This is a genomic window from Rhodococcus huquni (assembly GCF_055231055.1).
On the sequence record NZ_JBUYWE010000001.1, the window covers coordinates 20,137 to 35,878 of the forward strand.

16 protein-coding genes are annotated in these 15,742 nt (G+C 64.2%); 7 read left to right on the forward strand and 9 right to left on the reverse strand.

Translation table 11 applies throughout. The features are described from left to right. Nucleotides 1-38: 38 nt before the first annotated feature. The 3 genes from ACZI8R_RS00090 to ACZI8R_RS00100 are packed head-to-tail and all read right to left on the reverse strand — an operon-like array spanning nucleotide 39 to nucleotide 4,117. Nucleotides 39-2,087, reverse strand: a complete 2,049-nt coding sequence (locus ACZI8R_RS00090) for an ATP-dependent DNA helicase (RefSeq protein ID WP_463377534.1) — start codon at nucleotides 2,085-2,087, stop codon at nucleotides 39-41. Between the two features lie 9 nt (nucleotides 2,088-2,096). Continuing rightward, the gene (locus tag ACZI8R_RS00095) at nucleotides 2,097-2,708 is read right to left on the reverse strand and encodes an isochorismatase family protein (RefSeq protein WP_463377535.1); all 612 of its coding nucleotides are present in this window, start codon (nucleotides 2,706-2,708) and stop codon (nucleotides 2,097-2,099) included. Beyond that, nucleotides 2,705-4,117 carry a nicotinate phosphoribosyltransferase gene (locus ACZI8R_RS00100; RefSeq protein ID WP_463378171.1) on the reverse strand — a complete coding sequence of 471 codons (1,413 nt, stop codon included), beginning with the start codon at nucleotides 4,115-4,117 and terminating at the stop codon, nucleotides 2,705-2,707. Before ACZI8R_RS00100 ends, ACZI8R_RS00095 begins: the two co-directional genes overlap by 4 nt. A 52-nt stretch (nucleotides 4,118-4,169) precedes the next feature. Here ACZI8R_RS00100 and clpS point away from each other — a divergent pair, with 52 nt between their 5' ends. The 4 genes from clpS to ACZI8R_RS00120 all read left to right on the forward strand — a co-directional run bounded on the left by clpS (nucleotide 4,170) and on the right by ACZI8R_RS00120 (nucleotide 7,020). Next, on the forward strand, nucleotides 4,170-4,499 hold the full coding sequence (gene clpS / locus ACZI8R_RS00105) for an ATP-dependent Clp protease adapter ClpS (RefSeq protein ID WP_463378172.1): 330 nt from the start codon (nucleotides 4,170-4,172) through the stop codon (nucleotides 4,497-4,499). Between the two features lie 83 nt (nucleotides 4,500-4,582). Next, on the forward strand, nucleotides 4,583-5,164 hold the full coding sequence (gene aosR, locus ACZI8R_RS00110) for an oxidative stress transcriptional regulator AosR (RefSeq protein WP_463377536.1): 582 nt from the start codon (nucleotides 4,583-4,585) through the stop codon (nucleotides 5,162-5,164). Then, complete coding sequence (locus tag ACZI8R_RS00115; protein ID WP_463377537.1) at nucleotides 5,161-6,252, forward strand: P1 family peptidase; 1,092 nt, start codon at nucleotides 5,161-5,163, stop codon at nucleotides 6,250-6,252. The genes aosR and ACZI8R_RS00115 overlap by 4 nt, the downstream gene beginning before the upstream one ends. A gap of 99 nt (nucleotides 6,253-6,351) precedes the next feature. Continuing rightward, entirely contained in the window at nucleotides 6,352-7,020 is a 669-nt protein-coding gene (locus ACZI8R_RS00120) for a rhomboid family intramembrane serine protease (RefSeq protein ID WP_463377538.1), read from the forward strand. A 15-nt stretch (nucleotides 7,021-7,035) separates the two neighbouring features. On the opposite strand, the gene ACZI8R_RS00125 is transcribed toward ACZI8R_RS00120, so the two are convergent. Together ACZI8R_RS00125 and ACZI8R_RS00130 are read right to left on the reverse strand one after the other, a co-directional pair. Then, a complete protein-coding gene (locus ACZI8R_RS00125) occupies nucleotides 7,036-8,232 on the reverse strand; it encodes a flavin reductase (protein ID WP_463377539.1) in 1,197 nt (398 codons plus the stop codon). A 44-nt stretch (nucleotides 8,233-8,276) separates the two neighbouring features. Next, complete coding sequence (locus ACZI8R_RS00130; protein ID WP_463377540.1) at nucleotides 8,277-9,677, reverse strand: MFS transporter; 1,401 nt, start codon at nucleotides 9,675-9,677, stop codon at nucleotides 8,277-8,279. A gap of 196 nt (nucleotides 9,678-9,873) precedes the next feature. Between ACZI8R_RS00130 and ACZI8R_RS00135 the strand changes: the two genes are divergently transcribed. From ACZI8R_RS00135 to ACZI8R_RS00145, 3 genes are read left to right on the forward strand one after another with little or no spacing between them, the layout of a single operon-like run. Continuing rightward, nucleotides 9,874-11,169: an amidase gene (locus ACZI8R_RS00135; protein ID WP_463377541.1), complete on the forward strand. Its 1,296-nt coding sequence runs from the start codon at nucleotides 9,874-9,876 to the stop codon at nucleotides 11,167-11,169. A 38-nt stretch (nucleotides 11,170-11,207) separates the two neighbouring features. Further along, nucleotides 11,208-11,495 (forward strand): hypothetical protein, encoded by a 288-nt coding sequence (locus ACZI8R_RS00140; RefSeq protein WP_463377542.1) that lies wholly within the window; start codon nucleotides 11,208-11,210, stop codon nucleotides 11,493-11,495. Continuing rightward, nucleotides 11,492-12,142 carry a response regulator transcription factor gene (locus ACZI8R_RS00145; protein ID WP_463377543.1) on the forward strand — a complete coding sequence of 217 codons (651 nt, stop codon included), beginning with the start codon at nucleotides 11,492-11,494 and terminating at the stop codon, nucleotides 12,140-12,142. Before ACZI8R_RS00140 ends, ACZI8R_RS00145 begins: the two co-directional genes overlap by 4 nt. 20 nt (nucleotides 12,143-12,162) lie before the next feature. Here the strand turns inward: ACZI8R_RS00145 and ACZI8R_RS00150 are convergent, their stop codons facing one another. The 4 genes from ACZI8R_RS00150 to ACZI8R_RS00165 form a co-directional block, all read right to left on the reverse strand. Beyond that, entirely contained in the window at nucleotides 12,163-13,113 is a 951-nt protein-coding gene (locus tag ACZI8R_RS00150; RefSeq protein WP_463377545.1) for a PDR/VanB family oxidoreductase, read from the reverse strand. A 79-nt stretch (nucleotides 13,114-13,192) separates the two neighbouring features. Beyond that, on the reverse strand, nucleotides 13,193-13,939 hold the full coding sequence (locus ACZI8R_RS00155; protein ID WP_463377546.1) for an SDR family NAD(P)-dependent oxidoreductase: 747 nt from the start codon (nucleotides 13,937-13,939) through the stop codon (nucleotides 13,193-13,195). Between the two features lie 8 nt (nucleotides 13,940-13,947). Beyond that, the gene (locus ACZI8R_RS00160) at nucleotides 13,948-14,436 is read right to left on the reverse strand and encodes an aromatic-ring-hydroxylating dioxygenase subunit beta (RefSeq protein ID WP_463377547.1); all 489 of its coding nucleotides are present in this window, start codon (nucleotides 14,434-14,436) and stop codon (nucleotides 13,948-13,950) included. Continuing rightward, the gene (locus ACZI8R_RS00165) at nucleotides 14,429-15,709 is read right to left on the reverse strand and encodes an aromatic ring-hydroxylating oxygenase subunit alpha (RefSeq protein ID WP_463377548.1); all 1,281 of its coding nucleotides are present in this window, start codon (nucleotides 15,707-15,709) and stop codon (nucleotides 14,429-14,431) included. The genes ACZI8R_RS00160 and ACZI8R_RS00165 overlap by 8 nt, the downstream gene beginning before the upstream one ends. Nucleotides 15,710-15,742: the final 33 nt, after the last annotated feature.

Here is a 15,742-nt window from a genome sequence, read left to right on the forward strand (position 1 = left end):
CGAGCATAAGGGGGAGTACCCGAAGCTCTCGCACCCGCTCAGGGCCGTGCGTCGCGGATTCTCCCGAGAGCCTTGCGTACGACGGCGGGATCGCCCGTCTCCCAGAACGGCGGCAGCGACGCGCGCAGGTATCCGGCGTAGCGCGCGGTAGCGAGGCGCGAATCGAGAACTGCGACGACACCTTTGTCATCGACACTGCGTAGCAGCCGTCCCACACCCTGCGCGAGAAGGAGCGCCGCGTGATTGGCCGCGACAGAAAGGAATCCGTTGCCGCCGCGAGACTCGACGGCGCGTTGACGGGCGATCAGTAATGGATCGTCCGGGCGGGGAAACGGGATGCGGTCGAGTATGACGAGGCTCAGTGACGGTCCGGGGACGTCCACCCCCTGCCACAGCGAAAGGGTGCCGAAGAGGGAAGTGGCCTCGTCGTCGGCGAACGCCTTCACCAAAGTGCCCGTGGCGTCGTCGCCCTGACACAACACGGGGGTATCGAGGCGCTGTCGCATCTCCTCGGCCGCAGCCTTTGCTGCGCGCATCGACGAGAAGAGTCCGAGAGTTCGGCCACCTGCAGCCTCGACCAACTCGGCGATCTCGTCGAGGAACGCGGGAGTGAGTCCGTCGCGCCCCGGGGGAGGCAGATGTTTTGCGATGTAGAGGATTCCGGATCGCGCGTGATCGAACGGGGACCCGACGTCTAGTGAATTCCACTTGATCTCGGACGAATCCGACGGGGCTTCGGAGCCGACAGCCATGGCCGGGTCGCTTCTAACCCCCGATTCCGCCGGCAGCCCCCAGTTGACAGCCAGTCCGTCGAACGACCCGCCGACTGTGAGAGTTGCCGACGTGAGTACGACCGTGGACTCGGCGAACAGCCGCGACCTGAGCAGGCCACCCACGGACAGTGGCGCCATTCGCACGACCCGGCGTACGTTTCCGCGATTCTCGTCGGCAGCCAGCCACACGACGTCCTTGCGTTTGGCGGGGTCCGGCTCCTCGAACGTGCTCAGAATGCGTACGGCGCTGTCGTGCACTTCTTCGACGGCGACGAGTGCGGCGTTACGCGCGGCTGCAGCTTCGGGATCGTTGATCGCCATACCCGGACGGGAAGGGCCGATCGCCGTACGCAACGACCACGCAGCGTCCCTGACCGCGGAAAGGGCGTGAGCGGCACCGTGCGGCAGCGTTTCCCAACGTTCGGGTGGCGTGTACTCGAGGAGTTCGGCCCACCCTTCGGCCGCAGCTTCGAGCTTGTCGACGTCCTCCTCCTCGACCAGCTTCGAGCATCGCCGTGCAGCAGCGCTGATCGTTCCGGCACCGAGTTCGGCGGTCGCGACGTTGGTCACCCGGTCCACGAGCTCGTGTGCTTCGTCCACGACCACGACGTCGTGTTCGGGCAGGATTGCGATACCGGTGATCGCATCGATGGCGAGCAGAGCGTGGTTGGTCACCACCACGTCCACCCTGGATGCCTCGGTGCGGGCTCGTTCGGCGAAGCAGTCCTCACCGACCGGGCAGCGCGACTTTCCGAGGCACTCGCGCGCCGTGACACTGACTTGACGCCACGCCTTGTCCGAGACTCCTGGAACGAGGTCGTCACGGTCACCGGTCTCGGTGTCGGACGACCACTCGGTGAGTCGGGCGACCTCGCGGCCGAGACGCGACACTGCGAACGGGTCGAACAATTCCTCGTCCGGCGCGTCGTCCGCAGAGCCGGAATGAATCTTGTTCATGCACAGGTAGTTGTTGCGGCCTTTGAGGATGGCGAACTGTGGGCGTCGGCCCAGTTCCGATTCGAGCGCTCCGGCCAGGCGTGGCAGATCCCGTTCCACCAGCTGGCGTTGGAGGGCGATGGTCGCGGTGGACACGACGACCGTCTTGCCGGATTCCACCGCGTGCCGCACGCTCGGAACGAGGTAGGCGAGCGACTTGCCGGTGCCAGTTCCTGCCTGCACTGCCAGGTGCTCACCCGTGTCGATCGAGTGTGCGACCGCAGAAGCCATCGTCAACTGGTTGGAACGTTCGGCTCCGCCGAGCGAATGCACCGCGGATCGGAGCAGTTCTGGAACGTTGGGAAGTTGATCGGCCACCCGAGCAGGTTAGTCGAGGCCGACGTCGGCGAGGGTCACCCGGTCGGAACCGGCCGTCGCGTCGCGGCCTGTCAAGGCGACGCCCGCAGCGCGCAGTTCCACCAGGGTCGATTCGGTGGTGATCGGAGACACTCCCACGGTGTAGGGGAGTAGGACAGTAGTCGCGAAGCCTTCACGTACGGAGTCCAGTGCAGTCGCCCGAACGCAGTGGTCCGTCGCGATCCCCACGATGTCGACGTCGGTGATCGAGCGGTCGCGCAGCCAGTGAGCCAGTGACTCATCGGTGTCCGAGGTGCCTTCGAAACCGGAGTACGCAGCGGTGTACGCGCCTTTGGAGAAGATCTCCTGGGCGACGCCGACGTCGAAGTTCGGATGAAAGTCGGCTCCGGGTGTGCCGACCTTGCAGTGGACCGGCCAGGTGTCGACGAAGTCGGGGTTGTCCGAGAAGTGGGCGCCCGGATCGATGTGGTGGTCCCGGGTGGTGACGACGGCGTCGTAGGTGTCCGAGGTGGCGAGCGGTCCGATCGCCGCGGCGACTGCCGCGCCGCCGTGGACGCCGAGCGACCCACCTTCGCAGAAGTCGTTCTGCAGATCGACGATCACGAGTGCGCGAGCAGTCATCGGGCGTGTCCTCCGGTGAAGCGCACGGGTATGGCGGACTCTCCGCTGGAGAGCTTGAGACCCTCCCACGGGAGACTGACGAGACCGTCGGCGAGCAATGTCCGACCGTCTTCCAGGGTGGGCAGCCCTTCCACCGGCTTGCCCTCGCGGACGAGCGGAATCAGGAGGTCACGGGCTTGCAGACCGGACGACGTGGGGGCGGAGTCGTGGGCGGGGTACACCAATTCCTCCACGACTGTTCCCGTCGGCCTGGCGAAGCGGACCGCCCGTTTGGCACCGCCACGGGATGCCTTGTTGGTACTGCGCTTCTCTACGGGTGTCCCTTCGACCTCGACCAACTTGTAGACCATGCCGGCGGTGGGGGCGCCGGAGCCGACCACCACCGAGGTGCCCACACCGTAGACGTCGATCGGTTCGGCGCGAAGAGCTGCGACGGAATATTCGTCCAGGTCGCCGGACACGACGATCTTGGTGTTCGGGGCGCCGAGATCGTCGAGCTGTCGGCGTACCTGGCCGGCGAGGACCCCGAGGTCGCCGGAGTCGATACGTACTCCGCCCAACTCGGTTCCGGCGACCTCGATCGCGGTGTTCACGCCCTCGGTGATGTCGTACGTGTCGACGAGGAGCGTGGTCCCCACTCCGAGCGCATCGACCTGGGCGCGGAACGCTGCCGCCTCGTCCGGCCCGTCGGGGGTGGTGTGCAGAAGGGTGAACGCATGGGCACTCGTGCCTGCGGCCGGTATGCCGTGCCGGCGGACGGCTTCGAGGTTCGACGTCGTCGTGAACCCGGCCAGATACGCGGCACGGGACGCGGCGACGGCGGCTTCCTCGTGGGTACGGCGCGAGCCCATTTCGATCATCGGACGCCGCGCCGAGGCGCTGACCATCCTGGCTGCGCCGGACGCGATGGCACTGTCGTGATTGAGGATCGACAGTGCGAGCGTCTCCAGCAGAACGCACTCGGCGAACGAGCCCCGCACGGACAGGAGGGGGGAGCCGGGAAAGTAGAAGTCACCTTCCCGGTAGCCGTCGATGTCCCCGGTGAATCGGTAGTCGGCGAGCCACCCGGTGGTCTTCTCGTCGAGGAACTCGGAGACGATCGCGAGCTCGTCCTCCCCGAATCGGAAGTTCTCGAGCGCGGTCACCAGCCGTTGCGTACCTGCCACGACGCCGTAGCGGCGGCCGTGTGGCAGGCGGCGCGCGAACACTTCGAAGCTGCAGTGGCGTTCGGCAGATCCGTCGGCCAGTGCGGCCGCGAGCATGGTGAGCTCGTACTGATCCGTGAACAACGCGGTGCTGTCGTGTCGTGAAGTCACGCCCCGAACTCTAGGCGTTTCGGTGTGGACGGGCGGCGCTCCGCCCGAGGCTGCCCTGTTGTGTCGTCGCCCCCCGTCGTACCCTGGGAGCATGTCTTCGAGTTCCACAACACGTGATGCTCCGGACTCGATGTCCCAATTCGTCATGGGTCCGGCAGCGTCGACGATTGCCGTCCATGCGTCGTCGCCGCAGGCCACTCCGGTGGAATCCGAGGTCGTGGAGGCCGACGAAGCGATCGATCGTCCATGGGTCACCGTGGTGTGGGACGACCCCGTGAACCTGATGCATTACGTCACCTACATCTTTCAGAAGCTCTTCGGCTACAGCAAGGCAAAAGCCACGGATCTGATGATGAAGGTTCATTCCGAGGGCAAAGCCGTCGTGTCGAGTGGATCTCGCGACAAGATGGAGAGCGATGTGCGGCGGCTGCATGCGGCAGGCTTGTGGGCCACGATGCAGCGTGACGACACCTAGATCGGAGCGCCGATCGACGACCAGACCGCCCAGCGGCAGTGACAACCGGCCGCCCAGCGGCAGTGAGGACACCGGGTAGCGACGTGCGGATGTGGACGAGAAAGAACTCGCTCGGCGGCGTGAAGCTGCGCTCGGAGATGGATGCGCACGAGGCCACCGTGTTGCGGTCGCTGGTGGCGTCCGTGTCGGGATTGCTCGAGGAGCGTGCTGCGTCCGCACCGGAGGATGATCTCGCGGCACTCACGGGGATTCGGTCGGGCAACACGAAGGCTCCGGACGACGAGGTATTGGCCCGACTGCTTCCCGACTTCCATCGACCCGACCAAGATCCCGACGGAGCCGACCCCTCGGACACGCGCGCGGACGTCAACGGCGCTCTACGCGGATTGCACGAACCGGAGATCATCGACGCCAAGCTGGCTGCTGGGTCGGTCATCCTGTCGACGGTTCCCGAGCGTGGCGGCAAGGTCGTACTGACACCGGAGCAGGCGGATGCGTGGCTTTCCGCACTCAACGACGTCCGGCTCGCCTTGGGAGCCAATCTCGGAATCGACTCCGACACGCCGGACGAGCTGGACGAGAGCGACCCTCGTGCACCGCATTTCGATCTGTACCACTGGCTCACCTGGATGCAGGATTCACTGGTTCAGGTGCTGTTGCCGTGACGGTGCAGGGCCGGCTGTCGGACGTGGCGGGCCTGACGGTGGGGCACGCTCACCAACTCGATCGAGACGTTACCGTGGCCTCGGAGGCCGGCCTCGGCGCAGGCGCGGCCACGGGTTGCACGGTGGTGCTCGCCCCGGACGGTGCAGTCGGCGCGGTCGACGTCCGCGGAGGCGGCCCGGGTACCCGTGAGACCGATCTACTCGACCCGACCCACACGGTGCAGCACGTACACGGACTGGTACTCACCGGCGGGAGCGCTTACGGCCTGTCGGCCGCCGACGGCGTGATGCGCTATCTCGAAGAGGTCGGCAGTGGCGTGCCCATGGGTGCCCCGGGTCTGGTCGTCCCGATCGTGCCGGCTGCGGTCGTGTTCGACCTTCCGGTAGGGGACTGGAACCTCCGCCCGGACGCAGATTTCGGGTATCGCGCGGCCTCGGAAGCATCCCGCGTATTCGATTCCGGTTCGGTGGGCGCCGGCGTGGGTGTCCGGGCCGGTTGCCTCAAGGGGGGAATCGGTACTTCGAGCGTGGTCGTGAAGGACGGCCCGGCGCAGGGCATCACGGTATCGGCACTCGTGGTGGTCAACCCTGTGGGCGAGGTCTTCGACCCTCGTACCGGGCTGCCCTGGGGCGTGGGTTCGGACGGCCCCGAATCGTTCGGGCTGCAGGTACCCGATCCGAGCGAACTGACGGCAGCCAACGCGCTTGCGGCCAAGGGGACCGTGCTCAACACCACGATCGGAGTGGTGGCCACCGATGCACACCTGAGCAAGGCAGCGTGCAAGCGCCTTGCGGTGGCCGGACACGACGGTCTGGCTCGGGCGATCAGACCCGCTCATTCACCGCTCGACGGTGACACGCTTTTCGCGTTGGCGACCGGTCGGCACGCGTCGGCGGACAGCTCCGGTGGGATCGATGGGGCAGAGGCCGCCTTCCCCGGCAATCTTGCGGTGGTGGACGCACTGTGTCGCGGGTCCGCTCGCGTCGTGGAGCGTGCCATTGTCGACGCGATACTCAGCGCGGAGTCCGTGGCCGGGATTCCCGCCTACCGTCAGACGTTCCCCTCGGCTTTCCTGCCACACGGTTGATCGACCGAACCGCTCGCATGTCCGGTTTGGGTAGGATCGAGGGCGCCGAACGAGCGTTGGAGGACCAACTGTGGGCGTGAACAGAATTGCGAAGCGATCATGACGTCGCCGGTCGGCCCGAGCGGACTCGGGCAGTCGCCGTCGCCGCAGACGCCTGACAAGAAGCCGATATGGCAGCAAGCGGCAATCGTGGTCGGTGGATTCACGATGCTCTTGTACGTGATCGAAGTCCTGGACGTGCTGTCCGGTGACCGTCTCGAGCGTGCCGGTGTGGAACCGCGCTCGTCCGACGGTCTCTGGGGCATCGTGTTCGCGCCCGTCCTGCACGACGACTGGAATCACCTGTTCTCCAACACCATCCCGCTGCTGGTGCTCGGGTTTCTGGTGCTTCTCTCCGGGATCGCGAGAGGGCTGGCGGCCACCGGAATCGTATGGGTCGTCGGCGGTTTCGGAACCTGGCTGACCGGTGGTGCCCATTCGGTCCACATCGGCGCGTCCGTACTCGTGTTCGGATGGCTCGCCTACCTGCTGGTGCGTGGAATCTTCACACGAAGCTTCGGGCAGATACTGGTCGGCGTAGCGGTGTTCTTCGTGTACGGCGGCCTGCTGTGGGGAGTGTTCCCGTCACAGCCCTTCGTGTCCTGGCAGGGCCACCTCTTCGGGGCTCTCGGCGGTGTCCTGGCGGCGTGGGTGACATCGTCCGATGCCAGGAAGCAGCGCGAGCAGAAGCGCGTCGAGAAGCAACCTGGAGCACAGTTCGGTCTGTGATCGGCACTTCGCCGTCTACACCGGGTGGTGGGCGCCCACATTTTGCTCCAACGCCAGGACGACCGATCTTGCGCGCGAAATCCAGTCCGCGACGATACTCCCGGTCACCTTCGAAGGGAGTTGCGCGAGCCGCAACGTCAGGGTGTGACACCCGTTCGAATCACGCACAGGGAGGACGAGAGAACCGACGTCGTAGTCGGTGGCAGGATCGAGTTCGCACACGCGATAATCGACGGTCGACTCGGTGATCGATACGCGAATATCTCGTTCCTGGGCCGGCGTCAACCGTCCTGACGCGTATCGCCGGGTCGCGTCGCACATCGAGTCGTAGGCAGCTCTGCCCTCGTGGGGCAGCAAGGACAGTACGTAACCGTTGGAGCGCACGAATTCGATCCGCTGGCGAAAGCTTTCTCTGGTGGAGTCATCGGCACCACGGTTCTTGGCCAGCCATCGTTCCTGCTCGGCATCGGAGAGGTCGAAGACGATGCTGTCGCCGATCGGGGGCACCATCGGTATCCGTCGTGCAAGGCCGTTCTCTCGGTCGACGCCCGGCCCTACCGCCGACAACACCGTTGCCAATTCGTCACGGCTTACCGCCGTGTAGAGGTTGACCTCGCATCCGATCTCCTTGGCCAGGGCCTCGAGGTCAGGACGCGCTGCCTGTGCTTCCTGAATCGCGCCGGAAATTTCGTGGTCCATGCGAGCCATCAACGACGAGCTGACGAAACTGCCGTAGCCGCCCTGAAAGTATAGGAGGGGTGTGATCGGATTGGTAACAGCAAGATCGTCGACGCTGCACAGCACGATCAAGTGGTCGCCGGCGTCGATCGTGTCTGCGATGTGCGCATCGACCCACGCGATGGATCGACTCAGCACCGGGTTGCCGGATGGCGAGGTGAACCAGTCGATCCCGTCGAATTTGTTCTTCCAACGCCGCGCGATCGTGGCGACGAGTTCCTCTTGTTCGCCGCCGACAACGTTGATGCATATCGAATCGCAGCTCGAGAGTTTGCCGAAGGTATTGGACGTCTTCATGGGCATGAAGGAGACGAGTGGAGGGTCGAGAGAGACGGAACTGAATGTTCCGACGACAAGGGCGAGCAGTTCGCCGTCTTCCGCACGACCGGTGACAATTGCTACGCCGGTGGGGTAGTGGCCCATCACCTCGCGGAAAAGCTCCTGGTCGATGTCGGTGGTGCTTTCAGTGAACATTGGATTACTCCTTGGAGCGTTGGTTCGTCGATCCACTGGTCGGCTCAGCTGTCGCGTATGTGTGTCTGTAGCTTGCGGCCCAAGGCCTCTGGACGGAGAAACAGGATGCACAGCACACCGCCGACGAGGAGGACGCCGCCGGTGATCGTGAAGGCATGGTGTACACCGACTGCCATATTGGTAGCCATTTCCGGCGTCAGCGCAGCGCCCGAAGGGGGTGCCACGTACCCCGCGCGGGTCATCAGCCACCCGACGAGTGTTGGTGAGATGATCGCCCCTACCGACGCGACACCGCCGAGTGTGGCCATCATGATGGGGCGCTGTTTGGCCCCAACTGCGAACGCAAGGGCAGAAGCCGTCATGGGGTAGGCGAGGCTGCAACCGGCTGCCACACAGAGGAGGGCGACAGCGAGGACGCCCGAGGTCGTCGGAACGAGCATGAAACAAACTCCCGCGACGAGGGCAGCGACTCCGAAGGGCAGTGCGATCGAGCGATGCGCGTCGAATCCCTTCTGCATCAACCGATGACCAAGGAAGCCGAGTAGCAGCAGAACGGCTGCGCCCAGGAGCCAAGGAATCGTGGTGACCGTCCCGACTTCGGGGAGGGAGAGCCCGACCACGGTTTCGAGGTACTGCGGAAGCCAGGTGGTGACGAATCCCTGCACCCAGAAGTTGGAGCCGCCCCCGATGACCGCCGCCAGAAAGGTCAAGCTTGCGAATGCCCGCCACAGAGAGATGGGCGCCTGCTTGTCGACCTCGTCGGTCGCCGAGTCTGCGACCGCATCACCGTTCTTCCCATGACCTGCGTATGGCCCATCGCTGGCTAGTAACAGCCAGGCGACGGTCCAGACGAGGCCGGCGATGCCGAGGACGCCGAAGGCCCAGCGCCATCCCCACTCGACGATGACCCATGCGAGGGCAGGGGCGGCAAGAACCGGCCCCAGAGTGGATCCCGCCGCCACGAGGTTGGACGGTAGTGCGCGGCGGCGAGGCTCGAACCACGAATGAACCGCGGTGAGGGACATTGCCGTCGCGGGCCCTTCGGCGCCCCCGAGCACGATGCGGGTGACCAGCAGGATCGCGGCACCGCCACCCAGAAACATGGGGAACTGCATAACAGCCCACACGACCCCCATCGTGAGGATGATCCACCGCACGGAGAATTTCGCTGCGACGAAGCCGGCCACGACCGAGACCACGGCGTACAGGAAGAAGAAGGCACTGCCGATGAATCCGAACTGGACTGTGGAGATACCCAGGTCGGGAATCGCTTCGGACGCAACGAGGCCGAGTACGGCCTTGTCCGCGAAAGCGACGATCTGAAACAGGACGAGTAGTGCTGTGACGAGCCAGGCCTTGCGGTTCATTCTGCCGAAGTCGACTTTCCTCGACCTCTCCGTGAGGGGAGATTCGAGAACGTCGTCCGGCGCCACGGTCGAAGCCATGAGTGGCCGCCTTTCGTGTGGGCTGGGGTTCTGGGCGTGCGGGAGATCTCCTCCGGGTCCGACGGAGTTCGTCGCAGACTCGACGGTGTGGAAAACCTATTCCCGGTTTCGTGACTCGGGTAGGAGAGAAACCTTTACTGTCGGTGACCGCGCTCACTGGGCAGAATGACGTGGTCACCCAACGCAGGAGGAACCCGTGAACGCTCCCGTGGTCGACCTGTCCATCTCGGGCCAGGTGCGGTCGGTCCAGGCACGGTCAGCGACCGCAGTCGATCTCGTGGCCCAGGTCAGGGCGACGATCGCCGCGCGCGAGCCCGAACTCGAGGCGTGGGTGCAGATGTCTTCGACGACGTCGGAAGAGGCCGTGCACGTCGACGCCGACGAGCGTGCCTTACCTCTGCGCGGGATCTCGGTCGGGGTGAAGGACCTCATCGACGTTCGCGGCATGCCCACTCGTGCAGGCTCCGCGGTGACGTCCGGTGCCGAGGCCGTCGCCGATGCACCGTGTGTGTCTCGGTTGCGGTCGCTCGGCGCGGTCGTCCAGGGCAAGACTGTGACCACGGAGTTCGGCTACTTCCGGCCGGGCCCCACTCGGAATCCGCACGCACCGGGCCACACACCCGGCGGCTCGTCGAGTGGCTCCGCTGCTGCCGTCGGCGCGGGCACCGTGCCGCTGGCGCTCGGCACCCAGACCGCAGGATCGCTCACCCGTCCTGCCTCCTACTGCGGCGCGGCAGGAATGGTCCTCGCCCACGGCAGCACCGACACCGCCGGAATCCTCGGCCTCAGTGAATCTCTCGACTCATTGGGGTTTCTCACCCGCACTGTTGCGGATCTTCGCTACGTGCACGATGCGTTCGTCGGTGCACAGCGGAGGCATGCCCCGCGCAGTGGGGTGATGCGTGTTCTCGTCTGGGACGGGAGCCGATTGGACGACCTCGATCGATCGATGACGATCCTCCTGGATCGGCTTCCCAGCGTGTTGAGCGAATTGGGTCTGATATCCGACGAACTCGAGTGGGACGACCACGTGCAGACTCTCGCAGCTGATCACCACACGGTGATGGCTTACGAAGCTGCGCGTGGTTGCGTCGGCGAGCTCAATCGGCACGGGGATGACCTGAGCGCTCAGATCAGGGATTTGCTCGAGCGAGGCCGAAAGGTCCCGCACAGCGTCTACTGGGACGCCCTGATTCGGCGGGACCGGTCCCGCGACCTTCTGCACAGTTTTCTAGAGGGTGGTGCCGTGATAGTCGGCCCCGCCGCCACGGGCAGGGCGCCCAGGGGACTGTCCGCGACAGGTTCACCCATCTTCAGCCGTCCGTGGCAACTGCTCGGCCTGCCTGTCGTGGTCGTGCCGGGTGCCAGAACGAGCTCGGGGCTGCCCTTGGGCGTGCAGATCGTCGGTGCTGCCGGCGGAGAGGAGAAACTCTTCGACGTGGGCGAGAAACTCGAGTCCGTACTACGGGGCCCCTCAGGGTTGGTTGACTGACCATGGTTGCAACACCCAAGATTTCAGGAGACGCAGCGATGCTGAAACCACGTCCGATAGATCATCACCGGATGTTTCTCACGTGCTACGAGGACACCTTCGATTACGGGTGGCACCACGTCGACCTGTTCGTCCACGACGAGCACGGACGTGAGGTCAACTGGGTGCACTGGACCGTTGAGGCAGACGGCCCGGAGGCTGCCGACGAGTCCGTTCGCGGTGAGGAACCACAGCTGTTACGCACGACTCCGTGGGAGAGCAAAGTCAGTGCGGCAGGGGCGCGCTACTGGACTGCAGAGGCCGGCTGGGGAGAAGAACGGTTATGACGGTGAGGAACACCGGAGCGGAGCCGACGGCCTCGGTGTACGTTGTCGACGACGATCCTGCGCTGTGCGATTCCGTCGACTGGATACTCGAGAGCATCGGTATCCGACCGGTGATCTGCCACAGCGCCGACGCATTCCTCGAGGTGTACGACGGGTCGAACCCGGCCTGCATCGTTCTCGATGTGCGAATGCCGGGCATGAGCGGTACTCGACTGCAGGACAGGATCAACGAGTTCGCGCCGCACGCCGTGATCATCTTCGTATCCGCGCACGGCGATATCAGAATGTCCGTCGGAGCATTGCAGAAGGGCGCAATGGACTTTCTGGAGAAGCCGTACGACCCGCAGCGATTACTGGACGCGGTGCAGTCGGGTACGGAGCGAGCCCGAAGTCTTTTCACGGAACATGTTTCTCGCGCCCTGTTGCACGACAAGCTCGAACGTCTGACGCCACGGGAGCGGGAGATTCTCGCTCTGGTCGTCGAAGGCCTGCCGAGTCAGAACATCGCCCGCAGGTTGGGGATGAGTGTGAAGACAGTCGATGTTCATCGTGCACGCATCAAGAGCAAGACCGATTCCGACAGCATCGGAACCTTCGTCCGAGACCTGCTCCGCTGGGGAGTAGAAGTGCCGGGCGGGGATCGGTGAACGCGGTAGCAGTCGAGCCCTCAGTAGTAGTCGAGCACGAGGCGTGCATCCTTGGCGCGTGACACGCACACCGCAATGGTCTCACCGGACTTCTTCTCGGCCTTCGTGAGCACGTTGTCGCGGTGTTCGGGTGAACCCTCCAGTACCTGCATGATGCAGGTGCCACAGATGCCTTCTTGGCAAGAGGTGTCCACGTCGCAGCCGTTCTCCTGGAGAACTTCGACGATGCTTCGGTTGGCAGGAATATCGTAGATTTCGCCTTCGAGCTCGACTTCGAAGGCGCTGTTCTCGGACATCTCGGACAGGCCGGCGGCGTGGAAGTACTCGCGGTGGACCGCTTCGGGTGAGACGTGCCTACTCGCGAACTCGATCACCTTGTTCATGAATCCGTCCGGCCCACAGGTATAGACGTGCGATCCCGACGGCAATTGGGCGAAGGCCTCGTCGAGCGTCTGTCCCTGGGACTCGCGGGCGACCCCGATGTGTGCGTGTAGTTTTTCCGGACAGCGGTCGTGCAGTAGGGGCAGGAAGGCTGCATCGGCCTCGGTGCGGGCGAAATAGTGGAGCTCGAAGCTGATGCCGTGGACGTCCATGTAGCGAGCCATGCTGAGCATCGGGGTGATTCCGATACCCGCTGCAACCAGCACATGGTGACGTGCATCGGCTGCAATTGCGAGCAGATTTCGCGGCTCACCGATGCGGAGGGAGTCGCCCACGGCGAGGTCGTGCAGTGCCGCAGACCCGCCGCGGGAATTCGGCTCGCGTTTGACGGCGAACGTGAACGAGTTCGTGGCGTCAGGGGTGCTGCACAACGAATACTGGCGGGTGATCGAGCTCGGCCCCTGGACGTCGATGTGTGCGCCCGGACGGTATGTACCGAGAGGTGATCCGTCAGCTCTTTCGAGTGTGATCGACTTGACGGTCGAGGTTTCCTGGGTGATGTCGGAGACGATGACGTCGATGAGGGTCATGTCCGCTTCTCCTCGATTAGGCCAACGGCAGGGGTTAGGTCAACGGCAGGGGGCAGGGCAAAGAAAGTCGGACGTGAAATCACCGGACGTAGAGTCCGCCGTTGACGTCCCAGCAGGCGCCGGTGACGAAGAACGCGTCGTCGGATGTCAGCAGTGCGACAGTGTCCGCGACGAACGACGGGCTACCGAGTCGTCCCACGGGGATACCGGCGATGATCCCGTCGAGCTTGTCGGCGGGCACCGTCCGCCTCACCACAGGTAGATCGTGCGGACCGGGCGATACGGCGTTCACAGTCACGCCTCGGCCCGCGAGCTCGCGCGCGAACACTTTGGTAGTGGTGAGGATGGCTCCTTTCGAGGCGGCGTAGTGGCCGCCGGTGGCGGTGCCACCGTTCTGGCCCGCCAGTGACGCCATGTTGACGATGCGACCGAAGCCCTTGTCGGCCATGGCACTTCCGAATACCTGGCAGCCGAAGAAGATGCTGTTCACGTTCGTAGTCAGTACGTTCGTGAAGTCGTTCTCCGCGAGAGTCATGAGGTCGGCAGCTTGGGTCACCGCCGCATTGTTGACGACGATGGTCGGTGTACCCCAGGCCTCTTCGCACACCTCCAGCCCCTCCTGGAAGCCGGATTTGTGACTCACGTCGAGTTCGACCCCGCGGGCCGTGGACCCGTCCGCGGACAATTCCGAAGCGAGGGCACCCACCGATCCGCCGTCGATGTCGGCGAGGAGAACCCGTCGGCCGTCAGCGTGCAGTTTGCGGGCGATGACGGCGCCCATTCCGCCGGCTGCGCCTGTGACGACCGCGATTCCGTTGGTGGTCATATCGCTCCTCACAACAGGTATCCGGATGCACTCACCGCATCCTCGCTGTCGACGAGGCGGATCACCTTCAGGGAGATCTTGTCCTCACCGTCGTCGTCGAGCACGACCGTGTGGGTCAAGTCGGCCCCGAGCGTGATGAACTCGTTCCGCTTGAACGCGTTCACGATCTGTGCGGACCGGATTGTGACGGAATCGGAGGTTGTCTCCGCGACAGTGAAACGTGAGACGACACGAACGGTCCGTGCCGCTGCCACGGCAGACGGTGAATAGCCCTGGAGCATCCGCTCGACACGCAGGCGCCGCATGCGCTTGTCGTCGTACACCAGGTTGAGCGAGGCTTCGAAATCTTGGGTGTCCGGATCGATCGGGACGACGTAGACGCCGTCGTCGGTGTACATCTGCTCCCAATACTTGTAGTCCTTGGCGTCGAGGGCCTCTGCCTCGCGCCACACCAGTTCGATGGCGCGCAGAACGCGCGGGTTCGCAAGATCAGTCATCGCTCATCAACTTCTTCCACATTGCGTAGGCCTCACGCATTCCTGTCTCGTCGGTGACGTGGGATGTCGGCCAGCCTTCGGTCGTCAGATATTCGCGTCCCTCGCCGCGGTTGACGAGGATCGGCATGTCGGGGTTACCGCCGGCACCGATCTGCACCCGAGCCCAGCCCTCGGCGTCGTCCGGGCTCCCGAACCCGAACGGGCCCTGGAAGTGTTCGTGGATCCGCAGGCGCTCCCGATTGACGTTCTCCGGGCCACCGTCCATTCCGATGGCCATGTGCCATATTTCTGTTTCGTCGACGGAGATGGGGATGAGAACCCGGAAGAACGAGGACGACATCGCCACGTTCGGGAAGGTGTTGAGGTTGAATCCGCACCCGTGCATCGAGCGCATGTAGCGGCGGATCCGCTCGGGAGTCTCACCGGCTTCCGTGAGTTCGTCCACAAGATGCTGGAAGCGGGGTTGGATCTCCTCGGTGCCGTCGTCGATGTCGAGGTCCATGTGGGCAGCGGCCATAATGGCAACACTGTGACCGTTGCCGAGCGAGTGCGTCTCGGCGGCCGGATCGTCCATGAACGACATCATGCTCGCGGTTTCCGCATCGACCGACGCCATCCACGACTTGTGCACCATCGGGAAGTGATAGCCGTCGGTGGTGTTTTCGAGTTGAATCTTCCAGTTGCCCTTGAATCGGAACTTGTGAACTCCGAGAATCTTGGTCGGTAAACCGTTGCTCTGCTTGAAGAATCGCTCCATCCAGACCTTGGCGTCGCCGAGGAAGTCCGTCAAGGGTTGCGCGTCCTTGTCGAATGTCGCCCAGATCATCCCCAGGTAGCTTTCGGTGCGGAGCGTCTGGAGTGGAAAGTCCTTCTTGTCGATTACACCTTCGTAGCCGTCCGGGTAGGGAATGCCGCGCAGTCGGCCGTCGAGCGCGTACGACCAGTTGTGATACGGACAGGTGAATCCGTTCGCCTTGCCGCTGCGCTGGTCGCACACCGTGGCACCACGATGGCGGCATCGGTTGAGCAGAGTGTTGAAGTTGCCTTTGCGGTCGCGGGTGACTATGACCGGCTGGTCGCCGACCTGTGTGGTCTTGAACGAGCCGGCCTCGGGGATCTCGCTCTCGTGTGCCACCCACACCCACGTGCGGTAGAAGATCTTCTCCATCTCGGCACGGAAGATCTCCGGGTCGGTGTAGAGGCGACCGGCGACTCGATCGGTGCCGACCAGGTCTCCGTACTGCTCTCGAATCGAGGGCTCGATCGTTGTCATGGTTTTCTTCCTTCGAAATTAGTCACGAGCGTC

Excerpts from the sequence above, each read along its gene's own strand:
- ACZI8R_RS00165 (WP_463377548.1), bottom strand. The coding sequence starts at position 15,709 with ATGACAACGATCGAGCCCTCGATTCGAGAGCAGTACGGAGACCTGGTC.
- ACZI8R_RS00140 (WP_463377542.1), top strand. The coding sequence starts at position 11,208 with ATGCTGAAACCACGTCCGATAGATCATCACCGGATGTTTCTCACGTGC.
- ACZI8R_RS00145 (WP_463377543.1), top strand. The coding sequence starts at position 11,492 with ATGACGGTGAGGAACACCGGAGCGGAGCCGACGGCCTCGGTGTACGTT.
- ACZI8R_RS00150 (WP_463377545.1), bottom strand. The coding sequence starts at position 13,113 with ATGACCCTCATCGACGTCATCGTCTCCGACATCACCCAGGAAACCTCG.
- ACZI8R_RS00155 (WP_463377546.1), bottom strand. The coding sequence starts at position 13,939 with ATGACCACCAACGGAATCGCGGTCGTCACAGGCGCAGCCGGCGGAATG.
- ACZI8R_RS00125 (WP_463377539.1), bottom strand. The coding sequence starts at position 8,232 with ATGTTCACTGAAAGCACCACCGACATCGACCAGGAGCTTTTCCGCGAG.
- ACZI8R_RS00095 (WP_463377535.1), bottom strand. The coding sequence starts at position 2,708 with ATGACTGCTCGCGCACTCGTGATCGTCGATCTGCAGAACGACTTCTGC.
- ACZI8R_RS00100 (WP_463378171.1), bottom strand. The coding sequence starts at position 4,117 with ATGCTCCCAGGGTACGACGGGGGGCGACGACACAACAGGGCAGCCTCG.
- ACZI8R_RS00120 (WP_463377538.1), top strand. The coding sequence starts at position 6,352 with ATGACGTCGCCGGTCGGCCCGAGCGGACTCGGGCAGTCGCCGTCGCCG.
- ACZI8R_RS00160 (WP_463377547.1), bottom strand. The coding sequence starts at position 14,436 with ATGACTGATCTTGCGAACCCGCGCGTTCTGCGCGCCATCGAACTGGTG.
- clpS (WP_463378172.1), top strand. The coding sequence starts at position 4,170 with ATGGGTCCGGCAGCGTCGACGATTGCCGTCCATGCGTCGTCGCCGCAG.
- ACZI8R_RS00130 (WP_463377540.1), bottom strand. The coding sequence starts at position 9,677 with ATGGCTTCGACCGTGGCGCCGGACGACGTTCTCGAATCTCCCCTCACG.